We start from the raw sequence: 22,236 nt of genomic DNA on the forward strand, positions 1-22,236 counted from the left end.
TATGAAAAAGAACCAGTTCGTCATAGTGGGGCTTGGGCGTTTCGGCTCAAGCCTTGGCAGAGAGTTGATTCAGCTAGGCTACGAGGTATTAGGCGTTGATAAGGATGAGGAGGTCGTGCAGGAGATGAGCGATGTGCTCACTTATACGGTTTCGGCCGACTGCACGGACGAGGAGACGCTGCGCTCGATTGGCGTGCGAAATTTTGACGTTGGCGTTGTAGCGATTGGCGATGATATTCAAGCGAGCATTTTGACGACGATTTTGCTCAAGGACTTAGGCGTTAAGACAGTGGTGGCAAAAGCGATGGACGAGCTGCACGGAAGGGTGCTGGAAAAAATCGGCGTGGATCGCGTTATTTATCCAGAGCGGGATATGGGCATTCGTGTCGCACATCAGCTGGTGTCGCCGAATCTGCTTGATTACATCGAGCTGTCCAAGGATTATACAATTGCCGAGCTTGTCGTCACGGGAAAAATGCATGGCAAGACACTCAGCGATCTCGACCTGCGTGCCCGCTTCGGGTGCAGCATAGTAGCGATTAATAAGCCTAATGGCATTATTATTGCCCCGACGGCAACAGATGTGCTTTACGAGCGTGATGTTATGGTCGTTATCGGGACGAATGAGCAGATTGAGCAGTTTGAAGAGGCAGCAACAAGGTGACAATAAAGACAGCAGCACATGCGGCTATTCGCATCGGCGCTGCTGTCTTCTTGCTACTCTGCTGCTCAAGACTTCGAGCGCGCGGCAAGCTCCTCAATCCATAGACGGACCGCTGGATGCAGCGCTGCCGGGTCGGCGTGAATGAGCGAGGTCGTGCGCTTCGTCTCCGCCAGCTCTCTGATCGGAATGACGGTGAGGTCGTTGTCAGCCAGCAGCTGTTCGCGCACATACGATTGGGGCAGCAGTGTCGCTGCCCGGCACGTGTGCTGAAGCCGGACGATGGCCTCGAAGGAGTCGATCTCCATGCGCACATCCGGCTGGAGATTGTATTTGGCAAACAGCTCGTCGGTCAGCATGCGGTACCAGGTTCCTTTGGAGAATAGCAGAATCGGCAAGCCGTTGAGGTCTTGAATGCCGAGCATGCCTTTATCGGTCACAACCATGCTTTTCGGCAGAACGAGCAGCAGATGATCCTCAAACAGCGGGACGCAGTGCAGCTGGGCGTCTTCAATACGCGAGGCGACAATGCCGATATCCGCTTTTCCTTCCCTTACATAAGTAACGATCTCATGGGTTTTGCCCGTGACCGCCTTAATATCGAATTCAGGATGGCTGCTATTGAGCGCTTTAATAAAATCGGGCAGTGTCGTTTGCAGCGTCGTCAGGCTCGCGCCAATCGTAATGGAGGTTCGCCCTGCCGACTCATAATCGGCAACCTTCTGCAGGTAACGCCGGTGCAGCTGGCGAAGCTCCAGTGCGTATTCATAGGTCATCTGGCCGATAGGCGTCAGCTCCAGCCGCTTGCCGATCCGCCGGAACAGCTGCGTGCCGATATCCTGCTCTAGCTTGGCAATTTTACGGGAGAGGGCAGGCTGGGACAAATTGAGCAGCGCCGCAGCCTTGTTCATGCTGGACTGCTCGACGATGGCGGCAAACATATGCATTTCTTCAATCAATATAGCCAGCTCCAGTCTGCTTATGTCAAAATGTTATAACAAATTATAAAAAATAAGCAATTCCATTATAAGCTGAAAAGGAGTACGATGGGAAGTGTGACTAAACTGTGTCAACTTTTGTTGACGGAGAAAGAACCGAAGAGTAAAATGTAGATTGATTTGTAGACAAGCATTTTGAGGAAAGTGTAACCACAGTCTGGAAAGGAGACACAAAGGCATGAAAGGAAATTCCTATTTTTCCCGTAAGCTTCACTCGCTGCTTGGTATCATTCCGCTCGGAATGTTTATCGTTGTGCATGCGCTTACGAACTATCAATCGTTCGAGAGGGGGGCAGAGGGGTTCAGCAGCGGAGTAAAGCTCATTAACAGCTTGCCATTGCTGCCGCTTGCTGAAATTTTCGGTATATATCTCCCGCTGCTTTTCCATGGCGTGTACGGCTTATATGTAGCCTATCAATCCGACAGCAACATGGGGCGCTTCAAGTATGGCCGCAACTGGGCGTTTACAGCGCAGCGTATAACGGGTGTTATCACGTTTATCTTTGTGTTCTGGCACGTATACCAGACTCGTTTTCAGGTGTACATGGGCCATATCACACATGAAGAGCTAGGCTCCACGATGCACAATATTGCGACTAACCCGCTTTATTTTGTATTTTATGTGGTCGGGGTACTGGCAGCTACGTTCCACTTTGCCAATGGCCTTTGGGCATTTTTGATCAGTTGGGGCATTACAGTTGGACCTCGTGCACAACGGATTTCATCCCTTGTATGCATGGGTGTTTTTATTGTCGTAGCGGCATTGTTTATACTTTCGCTTGTTGCATTCCGCGGCGACGAATTCAAGGAAGCAGCCGATCTTGCATTGGTTTGGAATAATATCGGATAGTTTGAAGACAAGGAGTGAAGCGTGATGGCTAACAATAAAATAATCGTCGTAGGCGGCGGCCTTGCCGGACTTATGGCTACGATAAAAGCAGCAGAAGCTGGCATGCACGTTGATCTGTTCTCGATCGTGCCGGTGAAGCGTTCCCATTCCGTCTGCGCACAGGGCGGCATTAATGGAGCGGTAAATACAAAAGGTGAAGGCGACTCGCCTTGGGAGCATTTTGACGATACGGTATACGGGGGAGACTTCCTCGCTAACCAGCCTCCTGTTAAAGCAATGTGTGAAGCAGCACCAGGCATTATCCACTTAATGGACCGGATGGGCGTTATGTTCAGCCGTACGCCGGAGGGCTTGCTCGATTTCCGTCGTTTCGGAGGCACACAGTATCACCGTACAGCATTTGCAGGCGCCACAACGGGACAGCAATTGCTATACGCCTTGGATGAGCAAGTTCGCCGCTGGGAAGCAGCCGGCCTCGTAACGAAATACGAGCACTGGGAATTCCTTGGCGCCGTTCTGGATGATGAAGGCATTTGCCGCGGGGTATCTGCGCAGGATTTGCGTTCGATGGAAGTGAAAACGTTCATAGGCGATGCGGTTATATTGGCATCGGGCGGCCCTGGCATTATTTTCGGCAAAACAACGAACTCGGTTATTAATACAGGTACAGCAGCAAGTGCGGTGTATCAGCAAGGCGTTAATTATGCGAACGGCGAATTTATTCAAATTCACCCAACCGCGATTCCAGGCGATGACAAGCTGCGCTTGATGTCCGAATCGGCTCGTGGCGAAGGCGGACGCGTATGGACTTACAAAGACGGCAAGCCTTGGTACTTCCTTGAGGAAAAATATCCGGCATACGGCAATCTTGTGCCGCGTGATATTGCGACCCGTGAAATTTTCAGCGTCTGTGTCGATCAGAAGCTCGGCATCAATGGCGAAAACATGGTTTACCTTGATCTTTCCCATAAAGATCCGAAGGAGCTAGATGTTAAGCTCGGCGGCATCATCGAAATTTATGAGAAATTCATGGGCGATGATCCACGGAAGCTGCCAATGAAAATTTTCCCTGCAGTTCACTATTCGATGGGCGGCATGTGGGTGGATTACAACCAAATGACGAACATCCCTGGTTTGTTTGCAGCAGGCGAATGCGAGTATCAATACCATGGCGCTAACCGTCTCGGTGCGAACTCGCTGCTGTCGGCGATTTACGGCGGTATGGTCGCAGGACCGAAAGCGGTAGAGTACATTAAAGGCATGAAGAAAGCTTCCGCTGACGTGGCTTCCTCCGTATTCGACCGTGAGCAAAAACGCCAAACGGATAAATACGAAAGCATTCTTGCCATGAACGGTACAGAAAATGCTTACGTTCTGCACAAGGAACTTGGCGAATGGATGACCAACAATATGACGGTTGTTCGTTTCAATGACAAGCTCGAAGCAACGATCAGCAAAATCAAAGAGCTTAAGCAGCGTTATAACAATATCAACATCAATGACTCGATGAAATGGAACAACTCAAGCGTTGCCTTCACTCGTCAGCTGTGGAACATGATCGAGCTGTCCGAAGCTATGACCCTCGGTGCCCTGCTCCGTGACGAAAGCCGCGGCGCGCATTACAAGCCGGATTTCACAGAGCGCAATGATGAGAAGTTCATGAAGTCAACGATAGCGACTTGGACGAAGGAAGGTCCGCAAATTTCGTACGAAGACATCGATGTTTCCCTTATTACACCGCGTAAACGCGACTACACAGCGAACAAGAAGAAAGGAGAATAAAGATGGCTGATACGACTACTGCTACAAAAACCGTTAAGTTCATCATTACCCGTCAGGATGGACCGGAGTCTGCGTCTTACAAAGAGGAATTTGAAATTCCGTATCGCCCGAATATGAACGTTATCAGCGGACTTATGGAAATTCAGCGTAATCCGACGATGGCAGATGGCGGCAATACAGCTCCAGTATGCTGGGAATCCAACTGTCTGGAAGAAGTTTGCGGCGCCTGCTCCATGGTCATTAACGGCAAGCCGCGCCAAGCGTGCAGCGCACTGATCGATCAGTTGGAGCAGCCGGTACGTCTGGAGCCGATGCGCACTTTCCCGGTCGTCCGTGACCTTGTTATCAATCGCGAGCGTATGTTTAACGCCCTCAAACGCGTTAAGGCATGGATTCCGATCGATGGCACTTATGATCTCGGTCCTGGCCCGCGCCTGGCAGAATCGAAGCGCCAATGGGCTTACGAGCTGTCCAAGTGCATGACGTGCGGCGTATGTCTTGAAGCTTGCCCGAACGTCAACGATCGCAATAGCTTTGTTGGCCCAGCGGCCATTTCTCAGGTTCGCTTGTTCAACGTTCATCCTACGGGAGAAATGAACAAGGAAGAGCGTCTGGAAGCATTGATGGAGGATGGCGGCATCGAGGGCTGCGGAAACTCGCAAAACTGTGTGCGCTCTTGTCCGAAAGGCATTCCGCTTACGACGTCGATTGCGGCAATCAACAAAGATACAACGAAGCATCTGTTCAAAAAATGGCTTGGATTTTAAATATAAGGTCTTCCACCTGAGCGGTGGAAGGCTTTTTTCTTAAAATATAGGAAAGGATATGATTTTGCGATCCTTTCCTATATTTCTCGGACTGAAACGCGCCGCACCGCCAAAGGACGGCGACAGCCGTTTCACCTTGCATAATAATGATAATCAGTATCAATAATAAAAGAGATTATGCCGCTTGTCAATGTTCAGCCGTGAATACAACATAAACAGAGCAAAAAAGAACCGCTCTCACGGTTCTTTTTTGCTCTGTTTATGCATTTCCTACTAATAGCTCTTAAAGCTGGCTTGTTACAGCCACTCTTCGCCCCACTTTTGAATCGATTCAATGACAGGCTCTAAATGATGGCCTTTGTCACTTAATTCGTATTCAATGCGAACAGGCATTTCTGGATACACTGTTCGTTTAATAATGGAAAGTTGTTCAAGTTCCTTCATCCGGTCGGTAAGCATCTTGTCGCTCATATCCGGAATTTGCTCCTTGATCTCCTTGAACCTTTTTGGTCCAGCTAGTAGCACCCGAATGATGAGACCGGTCCATTTCTTGCCTAAAATTTCGGCCGCTGCTTCATACTTTGGGCACATTGTTGAATAATCCAACCTGATCACCCCGCTTCTTCTTAACCCATTATAACATATATACTTTGGAAAAGTAAGTGCATATAAACACCATATCGCCATTTAACTTTATTTTAATTATTTACTTTACAAAAGTTAGTTTATATATTAAGATAGGTTCATGAAACGCAGCGAGCAAGTGATGCAGCTGCGAAACCAAACAAAAGACGAAGGGTGAGGTTAAAATGTTGGACACAGGATTATTGATTATTCGGGTAGTATTGGGTTTGTTGATGGTTGGTCATGGGGCGCAGAAGCTGTTTGGCTGGTTCGGTGGTTACGGATTGAAGGGAACGGGAGGCTGGCTGGATTCAATTGGTGTTAAACCGGGTGTACTGATGGCACTGGCAGCAGGACTAAGCGAAGTGGTAGGCGGCTTGCTGTTTGCTGCAGGCTTGTGGACATGGCTTGGCGCAGTGCTGTTAATCATCCCAATGATTATGGCGATCGTGAAGGTACATGGCGCTAACGGCCTGTGGTCAACGCAGAACGGCTACGAATATAATCTGGTGCTGATTGCTGTATTTGTCGGTATTGCTTTGACCGGTGCAGGAGAGCTGTCAATCGACGCTTTGCTTAAATAAGGGAATAGCCTGCTGCCAGCCGCTATAAGCGGATGACAACAAGGCCAATCATCATGCATGCGAATGCCGCCCACTGGGCGGCATTTAGTTTTTCCTTGTAAATCAGAATGGCGCCTGCCGCGACCACAAGGCTGTTCGTCGCAAAGATCGGCGCGGCTAGATTAGCAGGCCCTGTCGCCAGCGCGGTTGCATAAAGCTGGAGGCCAGCGTAGGAGAAAAGGCCAGCGAGCAGTCCGTAAAGCAAGCCGGTCCGATAGGCAGATTTGCGGGTGCTGCCTTTTTTATCTTTGCTTAGCAAGGCGAACCATAGAAAGGACAGCAAATAGCCCACGAATAAAATCGGCGCGCTGGAAAATCCCCATTCCTCCGTTACCTTTAGCCCGCCATTGCGAAAGGTAAAGAAGACGACCGCGGCGGAAGCGTAGTAAAACCATTGTGTCTGGGCAGGGATGGCTTGTACCTGTTTTTTATAAGAAATGAGCACAACGGACAGCAGCAGCAGTAAAATGCCGCTAGCTTGCGCGAGCTGGAGGGGTTCCTTATAGACAAGTGTGCCCAATGCAACGACAAGCACGATGTTCATATTCGTCAGTGGAGAGGTTAGGCTTGCCGGACCATAGTCCAGCGCCTTCATAAAGACCGCGTTGCCGATGGCCGAGCCTGCTCCAATGATCGCACCTGCAATCCAGATCCGGTAATCGGCTAACGAAGTGAGCGAGCCCTCAAACGCGGCATGAATGCCAAACCCAGCTGTGCCTGAGGCGTAAAGCCCAAGCAGCAGCGCTGAGGTTGCACCGCTGCTCATCTGGCTTCTTTTCATCCACCAGCCGGCTAATCCGAATAAAATGGCGCTAGAGATAGCAACGGTTAGCCACATGTTGTTCAACTCCCTGATTGTTTACGGTAAGGCTGAATTTGTTACACAAATGAAATGATTCTGTTATACCCCTATTACAATACTCGGTTATTATAATAAACAAGACCCCCTTTTAATATATCAAATTCGGACCTGCACTCGGTGCAGGTCCACTTTTTTTGTCCAGATGTTCGTAGGCAGCTTGCCGCTGGCGCATTCTACATAAAAAAGAGACTGCTCTGCTGATAAACAGCAAAGCAGCATCATTTTACGGGATTCATTAAGCAGATGGCCTACAGCGGTACGATGATCTGCTTGCGCTGGCGGTAGAAGACCCATTTGTTAAAGCCAATTTCCTTAAGGCGTTTGCTGACGCGATCCCAATCGTCGCCGACCCTTGCTGGAATGTGGGCATCGGAGCCGAAGGTCACATTGACGCCGAAATGATGGGCACGCTCCAAAATGTCATCGGATGGATACCAGCCGCCTACATATTTTGTGCTGCCGGAAGTATTAATTTCAATCGACACATCGTTTTCCGCAATAATGCGAAGCGTATCATCGATTTCGGCATCGGCTTTAATGTCGGAGAAAGCAGGGTAATAGCCTTTCATTGCATCAATATGCCCCAGCACATTGAACATGCCGCTGCGCGCTGATTGGCTGATCAGGTCATAATAACGGCGCTTTTCCTCAATTTGCTGCTTCTCGGTCAGCCCTTTCCAGCGATTGCGATTAAAAATGCTCACTCCGCTTACCTGATGGACGGAGCCGATAATGTAGTCGAACGGTACGCCTTCATAGGCGTCGCGATAAGCGGGAAGACGTTCAGGGAAAAAGTCAGATTCCATACCGAGCAGCACTTCAATACGTCCCTCATATTTTGCCTTAAGCTCAAGTACTTCCTTTATGTAGTTGTCAAATTCGGATTGTGCCATGGCGATGCCAGGAAAAGGGCGGTCGTCCTTATGGCCGAAATAAGGCGAATGATCAGAAATGCCAATGGCCTGCAAACCTGCGTCGAGTGCGGCAGTAATGTAGTCTTCAATCGTTCCGTCGGCGTGGCCGCAACGTTCGTGATGGGTGTGCAGATCAAATTTCATAGCTGTTTCCTCCTTGAGTTGAAAATGCGCTGGCAGCTTATTCGCTGCTTATGAATTGATGCTCCGGCATGCCCTTGAGATCGCTTAAAAACTGCTGCATCGCCGTGTTTAAATACCTGCCGGACTTGTAGACGACGCCGACCGGATGGCTGATTTCAAGCTCATTCACTTTAATCATCTTGAGCGAGCCCCGCCGCAGCTCCTCGGCAATGGACAGCTTGGAGACGACAGCGGCGCCGAGATTAATTTCGACCATGCGCTTCACCTCTTCGCTGCTCGAAAGCTCCATCATAATATTCGGCTGAATATTGTACTGGCGAAAAATCTTGTCTACGAAGCGCCGTCCGAGTGTGTCAGGTGCAAGCATGATCATAGGAATATCTTTGAGTGCCTCTACGGTAGTATGCTTCAAATCGCTCAGGGGATGCTCCGGAGATACAACAAGCTCAAACGTATCGTAATAAAGAGTGGACGAGTGCAGGTTTGGATTTTTCTCAAATAAGTAAGAAATACCAATGTCAATGGTGCCATTTTCAACGCTGGCGGTCACCTGCGAGGATGGCATCGTATGAATCGTTGTTTTGATCAGCGGAAACTGGTCTTGAAAGTAGGATAATACCCGCGGCAAAATTTGAATCGCAATGGAAGAAGTCGTCCCTAACAAAATATGGCCTTGAGGCGTCGTGTTGAGGTCTGAAAGCTTAGCCTTAAGCTCTTCGACAATAAGCAAAATTTTCTCGGCATGCTCTAGAAAAACTTGTCCATGGTCGGTGAGGGTCACAGGCTGATTGCGGTCAATCAGAACCGTCTTGAATTCCTCTTCAAGCGTTTTGACTTGTGCGGATACAGCAGGCTGGGTCAAATTAAGCAGCTCACCCGCCTTGCGGAAGCTCATCGTTTTGGAAATGGTGAGGAGTGTTTCAAGTTGGCTAATATTCACTACAATCCCCCTCCAGGTTTAGTGAAGCAATTACACGCTTATAAAAATAGGCTTGCAGGCGCAAATGCCTTTCATCGTGATAGCGTTGCTTACTATTATAAAGCAAATCCGGCAAGACGGCAAAAAGCAGGAGCAGCTTAACGTATTATTTAAAGAGGATATAGGGTGATGTTGTCGAAGTGTGTTGGACGAAGGTACTTATTTGAGGAGGCGTTACGACTGGACAGGAAAGCAATAAGAGGCTGGCTTATGTACGACTGGGCCAATTCGGCATTTGCGACGACGATGATGGCGACCGTCATGCCCATATTTTATTCAGGTGTGGCAGCGTCTAATCTGTCGGGTACGAAGGCGGAGGCCTATTGGGGATACACCCAAAGCATTGCGATGCTGTTCGTAGCGGTGCTGTCGCCGATATTGGGAGCGGTAGCTGATTACACGGGCTCTAAAATCAAATTTCTGACGATGTTTATGCTTATGGGAGCCGCATCCTGTGCCGCAATGGCGTTTGTTGGCGAAGGGGACTGGCTGCTGGCTTCTATCCTGCTTATTATAGGAACGATGGGCTTTGCTGGAGGCAACACTTTCTATGATGCGCTGCTGGCGGATGGCGTGCCGATGGAGCGCAGGGATGTCGTGAGCGCGCAGGGCTACGCTTATGGCTATATAGGCGGCGGGCTGCTGCTGCTCGTTAATATTTTGATGATTCAAAATTTCGAGCTGCTCGGATTCCCTACCAAAACCTTTGCGACCCAAATGGTGTTTATAACGGTAGGCATATGGTGGTTTGTGTTCTCGCTGCCGCTGCTGCGTTCGGTGAAGGAGCCTGTGAAAAATGTTAAAGTAGGCTTTGGCACCGCCCTTGGCAAAGGCTTCACGCGATTGCGCGGCACGCTGCGAACACTTAAGCGATATCCGGAGCTGCTGAAATATATGGCTTCGTTTTTATTTTTCAACGATGGCATTAATACGGTTGTTGTGATGGCAACCATATATGGCCAGGGGATCGGCATTAATACGGATGATATGATTACGGCGCTGCTCATTACGCAGTTTGTTGGTTTCCCATGCACGATTGTATTCGGCAGACTTGCAGCGCGGTTTGGTTCGAAAAGGCTGTTATATGTGTCGTTATGGTTCTACGTCGTTATTGTTATTTTAGGTTATTTTATGACGTCATCGCTGCATTTTTATTTGCTCGCGATTATGGTTGGCGTCGTGCAGGGAGGCAGCCAGGCGATTTCACGCTCGATTTATTCGGGTATGGTGCCGCCGTCCAAATCGGGTGAATTTTTTGGCTTTCTCTCGCTATCGAGCAAGTTTTCCTCCGTTGTAGGACCGCTGCTGTTTTCGGTAGTCGCGACGGTTTCAGGCTCTACCCGTATCGCTATCCTCTCGCTTATAGGGTTATTCGTCATCGGCATTGTGCTGCTTATGTTCGTCAATTTGACGAAGGGCAGAGCAGAGGCGCTGGCCGGGGATGATGGAGCAATTAAAGCTTGAACATATGAAGCCTGGCGCCATTCCAATGATGAGGACTGGCCGCCGGGCTTTGCGTTTTATTTCAAAAGAACTATAAAGCTGCTGCCTCCTTTTTAGACATGTTCTTCTTGTGTAAAGGATGGGACTGGGTCAGTTAAGTACACATTGATGACTCGATGATTTTTTCGTAATAGGTGGGGAGGTTAGAGCATAAGATTGGTGTTTGTCCGATGATTTTGTAATTGAGGTTGACCTTGAGCTTAAAAAAGCGAATGTACTTCATAAATCACCGGCACAAAAGCAAATAAAAGCTTTTAAGCCGTAAAAAAGTAGAAGCCAGATGGAAAAGGCGAGCGGAGTAAAAGGTTTGAGATGGGGGAGCGCAGCGTTCGCCTTTGCATCTGCTTTTTACCGCAGCGCGGTATAATTCAGAAAAATGCAGAGGCAACAGCGACCGGAATCCAAACCTTTTACACAGCGACGAATCTTTTCCATCTGGCTTCTACGACAAGGTCTTAATAGCATTTATTTGGTTGTGTCCTACGGTCACAACCATTCCTTTTTGCGGAAAATAAAAAACATCCCAAAGCCCAGCACAAGCATAATGCCGAGCAAAATATACGAACCGCCTCGCATATGCAGGCCGGGTATAAAGTCGAAGTTCATCCCATAAATACCGGTTATGAAGGTCAGCGGCATGAATATCGTCGTCATTGCTGTAAACACGCGCATAATTTCATTGGCGCGAGCCGAAATACTGGACTGGTAAGCTTCTCGCAAGTTGCCCATCAGCTCGCGGAACGTATCAAATGTCTCGGCGATTTTGACGGCATTTTCATAAATATCGCTGAAATATTTTTGCAGCTGATCATCAATCAGCTTGAGATCGCGTTTGTTCAGCGTAGCGATAACGTCCTTCTGCGGGCCAAGCACCTTCTTGAGCCATAAAATTTCACCGCGCAAACCGATAATTTCGTTCAGATGCGATTTTTTCGTATGCATTAATATATCTTCTTCAAGCGTTTCGATCCGCGTATCAATTCGATCGGCTACGAGGAAGTAGTTATCGACGACAATATCGACGAGATTGTATAAAAAATAATCGGGGCGGCTGACTTCCTGCTCCCACAGGACAGGCTTCAGGGAACGCAGCTCATTAATTTTTTGCTTCGTAACGGTAATAATATAATGGCGGCCGAGAAAAATATTCAGTGCGCGCAGGAAAATTTCCTCATCATCAAAGCGAATGCTGTTAATAACAATAAAATAATGGCTTTCATAAATTTCAATCTTAGGGCGCTGCTCCTCCTCGGTAAGGCAATCCTCTACCGCGAGGTCATGCATGTGGAAAAGCGGCTGCAATACAGCCAAATCCTCCACATCGGCATCAATCCAATAGAAGCCCTCCGGCGATGGAATGAGTGTATCAGCAATATCTTCAATAGGGGTAAACAAGCCGTTGTTGACCAGACGGATTTTCATCTGTGCATCTCCTCTCTGAAATGGACAGGAGGCCGCCTTCGCCGCTTGCACAGAGCACTGTTATTTATAGAAAAACAGGGCGCAATACGCAGTGGCTGGGCAGCCGCCATATTCGGTTGTGTTCAGGCCTTGGTCGGTCGCCTTCCATGTCCGTATGCACTCCTTTATCATGTGAATTTTTGGATGAATAACACTCGATTATTCGCTTAGCGTTTCAATCCTTGTCTAGTATACTCCCGCAGCAGCTTTACATTCAAGCGAAAAAACCGTAAATGATGCTGAAAGATCAGCCTTCGATAGCATATGCAGTCCTCAGGGTTGACGCGCCTGCCTGAATCCATTAAAGTATGCTTATAAGCAGCAATTCCATAATTGAATAGAACTACTTTCTTATCAAGAGCAGGCGGAGGGACTAGCCCGATGAAGCCCGGCAACCGGCGTAAGCACGGTGCTAATTCTTGCGGAGACATTTCGATGTTTCTGAGAGATGAGAGAGGCGAACGCTTATTTTTTGAGCAAACGACCTTTTCTCTCGACAGAAAGGGTCTTTTTATATTTGGGAATGTTGATAATCTCATCAAAGGAGTGATTCTGCATGCCAATTAAAGTTCCCGACCATTTGCCAGCCAAAGAAATATTAAATAGTGAGAACATTTTCGTCATGGACGAAAGCGTTGCTTATCATCAGGATATTCGTCCGCTGCGTATCGCGATTTTGAACTTAATGCCTGAGAAAGAAACGACAGAGACCCAGCTGCTTCGCTTGATCGGCAATACGCCGCTGCAGGTGGAGGTTGTGCTGCTTCGTCCGAAGACGCATACGTCGAAAAATACATCGTATGAGCATCTGCATGCTTTTTACAAAACGTTTGACGAAATTGCCCATGAATTTTACGATGGCTTAATTATTACAGGTGCTCCTGTAGAGCATCTGGATTTTGAGAACGTAAACTATTGGGAGGAACTGAAGGACATTATGGATTGGAGCGCACGGCGCGTCACTTCGACCTTCCATATATGTTGGGCCTCGCAGGCAGGACTTTACCATCATTATGGTGTTCCCAAATATGAATTGGATGATAAAATTTTCGGCGTGTTCCACCATACGATTGAGAAGCAGAACGTCAAGCTGCTTCGTGGCTTTGATGAAGCGTTCCTCGTGCCGCAATCCCGTCATACGGAAGTGCGTCGCGAAGATATTGAGAATGTTGATCATCTGGAAATTTTGTCGGAATCGGCCGAATCGGGCGTTTACATTGTCGCTTCCAAGGATGGCCGTCAAATTTTCGTCAGCGGGCATTCGGAATACGATCCTTTCTCATTGAAAAACGAGTATGACCGCGACAAGGCGAAAGGGCTCGATATTGCAGTGCCGAAAAACTATTTCCCGGGTGATAACCCGGAAGCAGTGCCGTACTCCTCGTGGAGGGCGCATGCTAATCTGCTATTCTCGAATTGGCTCAACTATTACGTGTACCAGCAGACGCCATTTGATTTGGGAGCAAACATCTAACTATATAATAGAAGGAGCAATAGCCCATGTTGAAAATCGAAAGTGAATTAGCGCAAATTGGTTCGCAAAAGGATACGGAAACCGGTGCCGTAAGCTTCCCCGTTTATCAGGCAACGGCTTTCCGCCATCCGAAGCTCGGACAAAGTACAGGATTTGATTACGCTCGTACAAAAAGCCCTACCCGCGCCGTATTGGAAGAGGCGGCTGCCAAGCTTGAGTCTGGCGATGCTGGCTTCGCCTGCAGCTCTGGCATGGCGGCTTTGCAAACGGTATTCGGCCTGTTTCATCAAGGCGACCATTTAATCGTATCGCTTGATCTGTACGGCGGCACTTATCGCCTGCTGGAGCGGATTATGTCGAGATATGGGGTTACAGCATCCTATGTGGATACGAACGATATTGATGCGATGAGCGAGCTGTGTACACCGAATACGAAGGCGGTACTGATCGAGACGCCAACCAATCCGCTAATGATGATTACCGACATTGAGCGAGTCGCTTCATGGGCGAAGTCCAAAGGGCTGCTGACGATTGTAGACAATACGCTGCTGACGCCGTTTTTCCAGCGTCCAATTGAGCTGGGGGCAGATGTCGTTGTCCACAGTGCGACCAAATATTTGGGCGGTCACAATGATGTGCTCGCTGGCCTTATTGTGACGAAGGGACAGGAGCTGTCGCAGGAAATGGCGTTTTTGCATAACTCTATTGGAGCGGTACTTGGGCCGCAGGATTCATGGCTGTTAATGCGCGGCATGAAAACATTGGCGCTGCGGATGGAGCGTCATGAGTATAATGCAACAAAAATTGCGGGCTACTTGCTTGAGCATCCTTCTATTGAAGAGGTTTATTATCCAGCCTTGCCGCATCATCCAGGACATGCAGTGCAGAACCGCCAATCGTCGGGCAATACTGGCATTTTCTCCTTCCGCGTGAAGGATGCCCGCTACATTGAACCGATTCTGCGCCATATTCAATTGATTGCTTTTGCTGAAAGCTTGGGCGGCGTTGAGTCGCTGATGACCTATCCGGCCGTGCAGACGCATGCTGATATTCCAGAAGAAATTCGCCGTGCAGTCGGCGTTGATGATAAATTGCTTCGCTTCTCCGTTGGCATTGAGCATGCGGATGACCTGATTGCCGATTTGGAGCAGGCGCTTGCCGCAGCTAAGCAAGAGATTGGGGAGGTATAGCAGCATGAGCGACAGACATAACAAAGAGGAATACGCCAAGCGTCATTTTGCAACGAAATTGCTTCATTTCGAAGGATCATTTGATGAGCAGACGGGTGCATCCAGCACGCCGATTTTCCAGGCATCTACGTTCCATCAAAGCGATTTGTCCCAAAATCCGCCTTACGATTACAGCCGCTCCGGCAACCCGACAAGGCAGGCGCTGGAGGACCAAATTGCGCTGCTGGAGGGCGGTACGCGGGGCTTTGCCTTTGCATCCGGCATGGCTGCCATTTCAACGACGTTCCTGCTGCTGTCGGCGGGCGACCATGTTATTGTGACTGAGGATGTGTACGGAGGTACATACCGCCTGCTGACGACGGTGCTTAATCGTCTTGGCATGGAGACGACGTTCGTCGATATGACGGATTTTGAAGCCGTTAAAGCTGCATATAAAGAGAATACGAAAGCGGTATTTATCGAGACGCCTTCCAACCCGACGCTGAAAATTACCAATATTTCGCAGGTGGCTTCGTGGGCGAAGGAGCATAATCTGCTGACGATTTTGGACAATACGTTTATGACGCCTTATTATCAGCGTCCGCTTGAGCTTGGTATAGACATTGTTCTGCACAGCGCGACCAAGTTTCTGAGCGGTCACAGCGACGTGCTCGCTGGTCTTGCTGTCACGGCGGATGAAGAGCTGGGACGCAGGCTGTATCAGCTGCAAAATGGCCTCGGCGCCGTGCTGAGTGCCCATGAATGCTGGCTGCTTATGCGCGGCATAAAGACGCTGCAAGCGCGTATGGAGCATAGCGAGCGCAGCGCGCGCAAGCTGGCGGAGTGGCTGAATGAACATCCAGAAGTGACGAAGGTTTATTATCCTGGCCTTGCGGATCATCCGGGCCGTGAGGTGCATGAGCAGCAATGCTCCGCCTATGGCGCGGTGGTATCCTTTGACGTGGGCAGCCGAGAACGGGCGAAAGCGATGCTTGGCCGCGTGAAGCTCCCGCTTGTAGCGGTCAGCCTTGGCGGCGTAGAGAGCATCCTATCGTATCCAGCGATGATGTCGCATGCAGCAATGCCGAAGGAAGTCCGACATGAACGTGGTATTACAGATGGCCTCGTACGCTATTCGGTAGGCCTTGAGCATATTGAAGATTTGCTAGCAGATTTGGATCAGGCTTTGCGCGGCTAACGGCTGTGTAAAGTGGAGGAAAAGACGGCTGTCATTGCTGACAAGCCGTGTTTTTCCTTTTTAAAATATAGGAAAGGATATGATGTTCCCATCCTTTCTCTATATTTCTCGGAATGAAACGCGCCGCGCCGTCAGAGGACGGCGAAAGCCGTTTCACCTTGGCGGCTGTATTGCCTTTAAACGAAAGATGACGAATTAGTGCTTAGTATGATAAAATTAGCTTATACTTAATTAGTTTGTGAAAAAAAGCGCAACATCAAAACTACAGCGATAGATAAGGAGGTCTTGCGTAATGGCAACGTTGGACCAGATATTGGATAAGGCCCTGCGGGGTGAGCGAATAAGCTTGGAAGAATGTATTATTATGTTCGAATCCGACGAGATTGAGAAAATGGGTAAAGTTGCAAATGAAATTATGCTGCGCAAGCATCCCGAGCCTATAACGACATTCGTTGTGGGAAGAAACGTCAACTACACGAATGTGTGCGACGTTTATTGCAGGTTCTGCGCCTTTTACCGTGCCCCGGGCTCCAAAGAGGGTTATGTGCTCGATAACGAGACGATTATGAACAAAATTCAAGAAACGATTGATGTGAATGGCACGGAAATTTTGATGCAGGGCGGAACGAATCCAGATTTGCCTTTTACTTATTACACGGACTTGCTGAAGGAAATCAAGCAGCGCTTCCCAGACATTACGATGCACTCCTTCTCGCCAGCGGAAATTCAGAAGATGAAGGAAGTTTCGGAAGGCTTGTCGCTGGATGAGGTTGTTCGCCAGCTGCATGAAGCGGGACTGGATTCACTGCCGGGCGGCGGCGCGGAAATTCTTGATGATCGTACTCGCCGTAAAATCAGCCGCAAAAAGGGCTCCTACACGGACTGGATCGACGTTATGAAATCGGCTCATCGTCATGGCATGAATACGACAGCCACGATGGTATATGGGTTTGGAGAAACGATGGAGGAGCGCGCCTTGCACCTGCTGCGCATTCGTGACGTTCAAGACGAGTGTAAAGCGAATGGCTACGACTCCGAAGGGTTTACGGCCTTTATTTCCTGGCCGTTCCAGCCGGACAATACAAGAATGCCGATGGAGAAAGCGAAGCCAGAGGAGTATTTGAAAATTGTGGCAGTCAGCCGTATTTTCCTCGACAATATTGACAACCTGCAATCATCATGGGTAACGATGGGACCTGATATGGGTAAACTTTCGCTGGCCTATGGCTGCAACGACTTCGGCAGTACGATGATTGAAGAAAATGTGGTGTCCGCTGCGGGCACGACGCACAAGGTCAACATTGAGCTGATTTTGCAGCTCATTCGTGAAGCGGGCAAGGTTCCGGCGCAGCGCAATACGCGCTATGAAATTTTGCGGATGTACAATGAAAGCGATAAGGCTGAGCAGGACTTTGTGATGCAAAATTAGGCTGTAGCGACTGGCTAATTCGGAACTGTTTTTGATCATTAAAGATAATAACGCTTGTCTCCTATCTTTTCCGTTAAAGGATAGGTAGGGATGAGCGTTTTTGTTATTGCCTCTAAAGCAGCGAAATATAGCTGAAAATGGGTTAGCAGTTTTGTCGAGGAGTAGACGAAATCCAAGAAAATAGATCGGAAAAATAAAATATTATTTCAAATGCCAATTTTCCACACAAATAGACTATTCAAACTGTAATCTTCTGTGTTACAATACGATTTAATCGAATATGAATCTTCAGGGCAGGGTGCAATTCCCTACCGGCGGTAAGGATGCGTTCGGAGCATCCAGAGCCCGCGACTCCTGGCTGCTTGCAGCCGGGACTGATCTGGTGAGAATCCAGAGCCGACGGTATAGTCCGGACGGGAGAAGATCAGAACCAGCTTGTTAAATGACAATCATTTAACAGGTTTGTTGATGATGCCCTTGTCAGATAGCTGACAAGGGCATTGTTTCTTTTTCATAGTAAAAGAAGGTTCAATTCAAAACTTTCTCAGGAGGTTTTTGAATTGCAGAACACATTAGAGCTGGCTGGCGAGAAGGCGGGCTGGCGAACATCACGAATTGCGGGCATAAACGGTATATGGTATGTGGCGCTTGGGGCGACACTTTGGGGGCTTGACCCGCTGTTCCGTATTTTATTGCTCAAAAGCTTCACATCGGCGCAAATTGTATTTATTGAGCATATTTTGCTCGCATTTTACGCAGTGCCTGTATTGTTTAAATTCCGCCGTACATTAGTCGGCAAGCTGTCGATTGGTGTCATTGGCGCGCTGCTATTTGTTTCTTGGGGCGGCTCGGCAGTAGCTACCGTATTATTCACCGCTGCCTTTTCTCATGGCAGCGCCAATGCTGTGCTGCTGCTTCAGAAGCTCCAGCCGTTATTTGCCATATTGCTCGCCAGAGTTTTGCTGAAGGAAAAGCTGCCACAGAAGTTTTTCGTCTTTTTGCTGGCGGCGCTGGCAGGCACGTATTTGTTGACCTTCGGATTCGGCTCGCCGCTAGTCGGCCTGCATGATCTTGCTTTGCTCAGTTGCCTGTTTTCGATCATCGCAGCGGCATTGTGGGGCGGTTCGACCGTCATGGGCAAATATTTGCTGCAAAAGAAATTATCCTTTTCCATTGTGACGTCCCTTAGGTTTCTGCTTGCTTTGCCGCTGCTAAGCGTTATTTTGCTCGCAAGCGGCGACGCATGGAGCCTGAACGCACAAGGCAGTCAGCTGTCGCTCATTGCCGTAAATTTATTGTTTCAAGCGTTTTTCCCAGGATTAATCAGCATGCTGCTGTATTACAAAGGGCTTTCCTCAACTAAAGCTGTATACGCGACGCTTGCCGAGCTTTCCTTCCCTGCTGTTGGCGTATTGATTAACTGGCTCGTATTTGGCCAGTCGCTGACGTTAGGGCAGCTTATCGGCTTCCTGCTTATCTGGCTGACGCTATGGCTCATGAGCCGAAGCAGCAATGAACAGGCAGCTCAGCAACCACAAGCTGCTGCTTAAATAGAGGCTTATTCACAGCCCCTTCATTCCCAATGTCTTCATCGTATATCGCTGCTGCGTGCGCCATATACTGTATGAGGGGAATGAAAGGGGTTGGCTTGTTTATGGAACTGTTTACCGTTACGCTGCCTTCCAAGCTTCAATCAACGGCAGCTGGCTTAGCGGCCTTAATGGCACAATATACGAATGAGGATTTACATATTGAAGCAGCACCCCAGAGTCAGTTGGTGCAGTTCGATTTGGAGTCCGAGGGCACCATTATGTGCCAGTCGGCAACGCCTTATTTTCAACTGAATGAGCATGGAGAAATACTGTACCACCGCGCTGCCAAAGCGCTCGCTGAATATGTTGTAACCAATTTGGAATCGGAAATGCTCATCAGCATCATTAAGAAAAAATATCAGGGCGGCCATTCCGCTGACGTCTCTGTTATCGAAAAATATTGCTGCCAGCTGATGCAGGATACTGATCTGGATGGCTTGAACGCTAAGTTTCTGGATGCGGATAGAAGGCGGCGCAAGCTCAAGGTAGCCGAGGAAATCGAACTGTATTTGAATGAAAATACACGACTTGACCTTGGCGGCATCGCTACCTTCAGGCTTCATGGGTATCGTCACGAGCTAGGCGACATTGTGGAATACGCTCTGGATGAATATGTGCTCGATAAGCAATATCAGGAGTTTATTTCGCTGCTTAAATATTTTGTTGGGCTGCAGCAGTCAAAGGTAGCAATGGTTCATTTGGTTCATAGAGGCAACCATGATTTTATGCTGTATAATGACAAATTTCAATTGTTCGAGCCGAAGCCGCATTCCGACCGCCTGGTGGCCGAAATGCTGGAAACGGAAATGAACATCGAGGATATGGTTATCAGCTCGCTGATTGCCGCGTCACCTAAGCAAATTGTCGTTCATACGCAGCATGTCGATATGCAGGTCATTCGAACGATTGAAACGATTTTTGACAACCGGGTGTCGGTGTGCAGTGATTGTATGTTGTGCTCCCATGCAATGGGGGAATGGAATGATGGTTAAACTAGCTGCAGGCTCGCCGATATTCGGCGAGTTTTTTATTTCAATACATAAATAATACAAAATTGTGTATTACACTATGACATAGAACTGAACTTCAAATTGGGAAGAAGGAACACGCATGACGACTGTACTCGTAGTGGATGACGATCCGCATATCCGGCAGCTGCTCCGTTTGTTTTTGGAAGATGAAGGAATGGACATTATAGAGCAAAGCAATGGCGTAGACGCTTGGGACTACTATAGCAATCATCCGGTTGATCTTATTATTCTCGACATTATGATGCCGCAGATGGACGGCTGGGAGCTGTGCAGAAGAGTGCGCGAAGCGGGGGACAAGCCGATAATGATGATTACCGCCAAAGGGGAGGCGCCCGAGCGAATTAAGGGCTTTCGGCTGGGCACCGACGATTATATGGTAAAGCCTTTTGATCCGATGGAGCTGGTGATGCGGGTGAAGGCGCTGCTGAAGCGGTATCGCATTTCAATCTCACAAATTGTTCGTTTAGGTCAAGTAACACTTGATAAAACGAGCTATCAAATTCGCTATAAGGATACAGGCTCAAGTGAATCCATACCGCTTAAGGAATTTGAGCTGCTGTTTTTGCTAGCGAGCTATCCGGGCAAGCTGTTCAAGCGCGATTCATTAATTGAGCAAATATGGGGCTACGATTACGAGGGCGACGAGCGGGCTGTGGATACGCATGTTAAGCGTCTGAGAGAGCGTTTTGCCGCGTATGAGCAGGATTTCAAAATCGTGACGATCTGGGGGCTGGGCTACCGGCTGGAGGTATATCGTGATTAAATCGCTGTATGTCCGCTTTATTCTTATGTTTGTCGCATCGGTTATGGCGAGCGTCATTTTAAGCTTTTTCATGACCCATTTTCTGTTTAGTCATAAGCTTCGAACCTACGTTCAGGACAATTTAATTGTCAGCGGCAAAACGATAATTGAATCCTACAAGCAATCGTACCCCAATAATTTGGATGCTTTAATGGAGGGCATAACCGCGCTGCCGATTTTCACCTTTATCGTCTATGACGAACAAGGCAGACCGCTTCACGCAACCGACAAGGTTGCCGGACATAAGCTGAATGTGGATGGGGAAAATTTGCGCAGCGTGCTCAGTGGCGGCGTTTATCGGGGCGGGGCGGACAAAGATTATGACCGGCTCGTCGTCGGGCTCCCTTTTCAAATTGAAGGACAAGCTTACGCCTTGTTTATAAAGCCTGAAACGAATGGCGTTGCCAACCTCGCTTTCGGCTATTTCCGCATGCAGCTTATTCTCGTTCTATTAATTGGCACACTTCTCGTCATCGTGACCTCCCGCTATATGGTGCGTCCTTTGAAGCATCTAACCTCGGCTACCCGAAAAATGGCGAAAGGCGATTTCAGCATCAGGCTCGCTACGAAACGCAAGGATGAAATCGGCGAGCTGACGGCAAGCTTTAATCAGATGGCCCAGGAGCTCGATTCACTGGAGCGGGTGAGAAGGCAGTTCGTTTCGGACGTTTCTCATGAAATCCAGTCTCCGCTTACTTCAATTAAAGGCTTCACTATGGCGCTTAAGCAGAAAAAGCTGGATGAGGAAAGCCGTCTTCGCCTGCTCACCATTATTGAGGAGGAGAGCGACCGCCTATCTCGGCTGACACAGGATTTGCTTAAGCTATCCTCGCTTGAGCATGACCAAATTCAGCCGAATATGAGCCAATATCGTTTGGATGAGCAGCTTAAAGATGTCATGATTGCCAGCGAGCCGCTTTGGTCCACCAAAAGCATTAAGCTCGAATTGGATCTGGAGCCTGTCATTATTTCGGCAGATGAGGATAAGCTGAGCCAGCTTTGGACGAATCTGCTGAGCAATGCGATTAAGTTCACAGGGGCTGGGAGCGTCATTGCAATTAGCTTGGCGGCAAGTCAGCATAGCGTGACCGTGTCGGTTGCTGACAGCGGAGTGGGCATTCCGGAGGAGGAGCTTCAGCATATTTTCAAGCCCTTTTATAAAATAGATCAAGCCCGCGAGCGTACGGTTGGCGGAAATGGCATCGGCCTCTCCATTGTTAAGCGGATTGTCGAGCTCCATGCGGGAGAAATCAGGGTAGAGAGTACGATGGCCAAAGGGACCACGATGACAGTCGTACTGCCGCTCGTTCCTCCAGATAAAACCAATTAGGGCATACAGCGTACCTGTACATAATTAGTACAAAATTACTCGT

21 protein-coding genes and 2 riboswitches are annotated in these 22,236 nt (G+C 48.7%); of the genes, 15 read left to right on the forward strand and 6 right to left on the reverse strand.

Features of this window, described 5'->3' with window-relative positions; all coding sequences use genetic code 11:
• Position 1: 1 nt before the first annotated feature.
• Positions 2 to 664, forward strand: a complete 663-nt coding sequence (locus MHB80_RS07505) for a TrkA family potassium uptake protein (protein ID WP_341281574.1) — start codon at positions 2 to 4, stop codon at positions 662 to 664.
• A gap of 65 nt (positions 665 to 729) precedes the next feature.
• Here the strand turns inward: MHB80_RS07505 and MHB80_RS07510 are convergent, their stop codons facing one another.
• Positions 730 to 1,620 (reverse strand): LysR family transcriptional regulator, encoded by an 891-nt coding sequence (locus MHB80_RS07510; protein WP_341281575.1) that lies wholly within the window; start codon positions 1,618 to 1,620, stop codon positions 730 to 732.
• Between the two features lie 217 nt (positions 1,621 to 1,837).
• On the opposite strand from MHB80_RS07510, the gene MHB80_RS07515 reads away from it, so the two are divergent.
• The 3 genes from MHB80_RS07515 to sdhB are packed head-to-tail and all read left to right on the forward strand — an operon-like array spanning position 1,838 to position 5,058.
• Complete coding sequence (locus tag MHB80_RS07515) at positions 1,838 to 2,509, forward strand: succinate dehydrogenase cytochrome b558 subunit (protein ID WP_341281576.1); 672 nt, start codon at positions 1,838 to 1,840, stop codon at positions 2,507 to 2,509.
• Between the two features lie 24 nt (positions 2,510 to 2,533).
• Positions 2,534 to 4,291 (forward strand): succinate dehydrogenase flavoprotein subunit, encoded by a 1,758-nt coding sequence (sdhA, locus tag MHB80_RS07520; protein WP_341281577.1) that lies wholly within the window; start codon positions 2,534 to 2,536, stop codon positions 4,289 to 4,291.
• Positions 4,292 to 4,293: 2 nt separating this feature from the next.
• A complete protein-coding gene (gene sdhB, locus MHB80_RS07525; RefSeq protein WP_341281578.1) occupies positions 4,294 to 5,058 on the forward strand; it encodes a succinate dehydrogenase iron-sulfur subunit in 765 nt (254 codons plus the stop codon).
• A gap of 297 nt (positions 5,059 to 5,355) precedes the next feature.
• Here sdhB and MHB80_RS07530 read toward each other — a convergent pair whose 3' ends face one another.
• On the reverse strand, positions 5,356 to 5,664 hold the full coding sequence (locus MHB80_RS07530; RefSeq protein WP_056040108.1) for a helix-turn-helix domain-containing protein: 309 nt from the start codon (positions 5,662 to 5,664) through the stop codon (positions 5,356 to 5,358).
• Positions 5,665 to 5,867: 203 nt separating this feature from the next.
• On the opposite strand from MHB80_RS07530, the gene MHB80_RS07535 reads away from it, so the two are divergent.
• Positions 5,868 to 6,266: a DoxX family protein gene (locus MHB80_RS07535; protein ID WP_341281579.1), complete on the forward strand. Its 399-nt coding sequence runs from the start codon at positions 5,868 to 5,870 to the stop codon at positions 6,264 to 6,266.
• Positions 6,267 to 6,288: 22 nt separating this feature from the next.
• Here MHB80_RS07535 and MHB80_RS07540 read toward each other — a convergent pair whose 3' ends face one another.
• The 3 genes from MHB80_RS07540 to MHB80_RS07550 all read right to left on the reverse strand — a co-directional run bounded on the left by MHB80_RS07540 (position 6,289) and on the right by MHB80_RS07550 (position 9,165).
• Positions 6,289 to 7,143: an EamA family transporter gene (locus tag MHB80_RS07540; RefSeq protein WP_341281580.1), complete on the reverse strand. Its 855-nt coding sequence runs from the start codon at positions 7,141 to 7,143 to the stop codon at positions 6,289 to 6,291.
• Between the two features lie 272 nt (positions 7,144 to 7,415).
• Positions 7,416 to 8,225 (reverse strand): histidinol-phosphatase, encoded by an 810-nt coding sequence (locus MHB80_RS07545; protein WP_341281581.1) that lies wholly within the window; start codon positions 8,223 to 8,225, stop codon positions 7,416 to 7,418.
• Positions 8,226 to 8,262: 37 nt separating this feature from the next.
• Positions 8,263 to 9,165: a LysR family transcriptional regulator gene (locus tag MHB80_RS07550; protein WP_099516592.1), complete on the reverse strand. Its 903-nt coding sequence runs from the start codon at positions 9,163 to 9,165 to the stop codon at positions 8,263 to 8,265.
• Here MHB80_RS07550 and MHB80_RS07555 point away from each other — a divergent pair.
• On the forward strand, positions 9,151 to 9,306 hold the full coding sequence (locus MHB80_RS07555; RefSeq protein ID WP_341281582.1) for a hypothetical protein: 156 nt from the start codon (positions 9,151 to 9,153) through the stop codon (positions 9,304 to 9,306). The genes MHB80_RS07550 and MHB80_RS07555 overlap by 15 nt on opposite strands.
• Positions 9,307 to 9,414: 108 nt before the next feature.
• A complete protein-coding gene (locus tag MHB80_RS07560) occupies positions 9,415 to 10,668 on the forward strand; it encodes an MFS transporter (protein WP_341281583.1) in 1,254 nt (417 codons plus the stop codon).
• Positions 10,669 to 11,193: 525 nt separating this feature from the next.
• Here the strand turns inward: MHB80_RS07560 and corA are convergent.
• On the reverse strand, positions 11,194 to 12,129 hold the full coding sequence (gene corA, locus MHB80_RS07565; RefSeq protein ID WP_341281584.1) for a magnesium/cobalt transporter CorA: 936 nt from the start codon (positions 12,127 to 12,129) through the stop codon (positions 11,194 to 11,196).
• Positions 12,130 to 12,516: 387 nt separating this feature from the next.
• A riboswitch (SAM riboswitch) is annotated at positions 12,517 to 12,623 on the forward strand.
• A gap of 101 nt (positions 12,624 to 12,724) precedes the next feature.
• On the opposite strand from corA, the gene metA reads away from it, so the two are divergent.
• From metA to MHB80_RS07605, 8 genes are all read left to right on the forward strand, one after another.
• Positions 12,725 to 13,642, forward strand: a complete 918-nt coding sequence (gene metA, locus MHB80_RS07570) for a homoserine O-succinyltransferase (RefSeq protein WP_341281585.1) — start codon at positions 12,725 to 12,727, stop codon at positions 13,640 to 13,642.
• Between the two features lie 26 nt (positions 13,643 to 13,668).
• Positions 13,669 to 14,832 carry an aminotransferase class I/II-fold pyridoxal phosphate-dependent enzyme gene (locus MHB80_RS07575; protein WP_341281586.1) on the forward strand — a complete coding sequence of 388 codons (1,164 nt, stop codon included), beginning with the start codon at positions 13,669 to 13,671 and terminating at the stop codon, positions 14,830 to 14,832.
• Between the two features lie 4 nt (positions 14,833 to 14,836).
• Positions 14,837 to 16,009, forward strand: coding sequence for an aminotransferase class I/II-fold pyridoxal phosphate-dependent enzyme (locus tag MHB80_RS07580; RefSeq protein ID WP_341281587.1), 1,173 nt, complete (start codon positions 14,837 to 14,839; stop codon positions 16,007 to 16,009).
• A gap of 292 nt (positions 16,010 to 16,301) precedes the next feature.
• Positions 16,302 to 17,438 carry a cyclic dehypoxanthinyl futalosine synthase gene (gene mqnC / locus MHB80_RS07585; protein ID WP_341281588.1) on the forward strand — a complete coding sequence of 379 codons (1,137 nt, stop codon included), beginning with the start codon at positions 16,302 to 16,304 and terminating at the stop codon, positions 17,436 to 17,438.
• A 280-nt stretch (positions 17,439 to 17,718) separates the two neighbouring features.
• Positions 17,719 to 17,867: riboswitch (FMN riboswitch) on the forward strand.
• A gap of 149 nt (positions 17,868 to 18,016) precedes the next feature.
• Entirely contained in the window at positions 18,017 to 18,988 is a 972-nt protein-coding gene (locus MHB80_RS07590) for a DMT family transporter (protein WP_341282894.1), read from the forward strand.
• Positions 18,989 to 19,092: 104 nt separating this feature from the next.
• Complete coding sequence (locus MHB80_RS07595) at positions 19,093 to 20,022, forward strand: putative sporulation protein YtxC (RefSeq protein ID WP_341281589.1); 930 nt, start codon at positions 19,093 to 19,095, stop codon at positions 20,020 to 20,022.
• Positions 20,023 to 20,140: 118 nt separating this feature from the next.
• Positions 20,141 to 20,824 carry a response regulator transcription factor gene (locus tag MHB80_RS07600; RefSeq protein WP_341281590.1) on the forward strand — a complete coding sequence of 228 codons (684 nt, stop codon included), beginning with the start codon at positions 20,141 to 20,143 and terminating at the stop codon, positions 20,822 to 20,824.
• Entirely contained in the window at positions 20,817 to 22,193 is a 1,377-nt protein-coding gene (locus MHB80_RS07605) for a HAMP domain-containing sensor histidine kinase (protein WP_341281591.1), read from the forward strand. Before MHB80_RS07600 ends, MHB80_RS07605 begins: the two co-directional genes overlap by 8 nt.
• Positions 22,194 to 22,236 lie beyond the last annotated feature (43 nt).

Origin of the sequence: Paenibacillus sp. FSL H8-0537 (assembly GCF_038051995.1) — a bacterium.
In the GTDB taxonomy this organism is placed as follows: Bacteria; Bacillota; Bacilli; order Paenibacillales; family Paenibacillaceae; genus Pristimantibacillus.

Coding starts and splice junctions, on each gene's coding strand:
- MHB80_RS07515 (WP_341281576.1), top strand. CDS start 1,838: ATGAAAGGAAATTCCTATTTTTCCCGTAAGCTTCACTCGCTGCTTGGT.
- MHB80_RS07535 (WP_341281579.1), top strand. CDS start 5,868: ATGTTGGACACAGGATTATTGATTATTCGGGTAGTATTGGGTTTGTTG.
- sdhB (WP_341281578.1), top strand. CDS start 4,294: ATGGCTGATACGACTACTGCTACAAAAACCGTTAAGTTCATCATTACC.
- MHB80_RS07505 (WP_341281574.1), top strand. CDS start 2: ATGAAAAAGAACCAGTTCGTCATAGTGGGGCTTGGGCGTTTCGGCTCA.
- MHB80_RS07545 (WP_341281581.1), bottom strand. CDS start 8,225: ATGAAATTTGATCTGCACACCCATCACGAACGTTGCGGCCACGCCGAC.
- MHB80_RS07600 (WP_341281590.1), top strand. CDS start 20,141: ATGACGACTGTACTCGTAGTGGATGACGATCCGCATATCCGGCAGCTG.
- MHB80_RS07540 (WP_341281580.1), bottom strand. CDS start 7,143: ATGTGGCTAACCGTTGCTATCTCTAGCGCCATTTTATTCGGATTAGCC.
- MHB80_RS07575 (WP_341281586.1), top strand. CDS start 13,669: ATGTTGAAAATCGAAAGTGAATTAGCGCAAATTGGTTCGCAAAAGGAT.
- MHB80_RS07595 (WP_341281589.1), top strand. CDS start 19,093: ATGGAACTGTTTACCGTTACGCTGCCTTCCAAGCTTCAATCAACGGCA.
- MHB80_RS07580 (WP_341281587.1), top strand. CDS start 14,837: ATGAGCGACAGACATAACAAAGAGGAATACGCCAAGCGTCATTTTGCA.
- mqnC (WP_341281588.1), top strand. CDS start 16,302: ATGGCAACGTTGGACCAGATATTGGATAAGGCCCTGCGGGGTGAGCGA.
- MHB80_RS07560 (WP_341281583.1), top strand. CDS start 9,415: ATGTACGACTGGGCCAATTCGGCATTTGCGACGACGATGATGGCGACC.
- sdhA (WP_341281577.1), top strand. CDS start 2,534: ATGGCTAACAATAAAATAATCGTCGTAGGCGGCGGCCTTGCCGGACTT.
- corA (WP_341281584.1), bottom strand. CDS start 12,129: ATGAAAATCCGTCTGGTCAACAACGGCTTGTTTACCCCTATTGAAGAT.
- metA (WP_341281585.1), top strand. CDS start 12,725: ATGCCAATTAAAGTTCCCGACCATTTGCCAGCCAAAGAAATATTAAAT.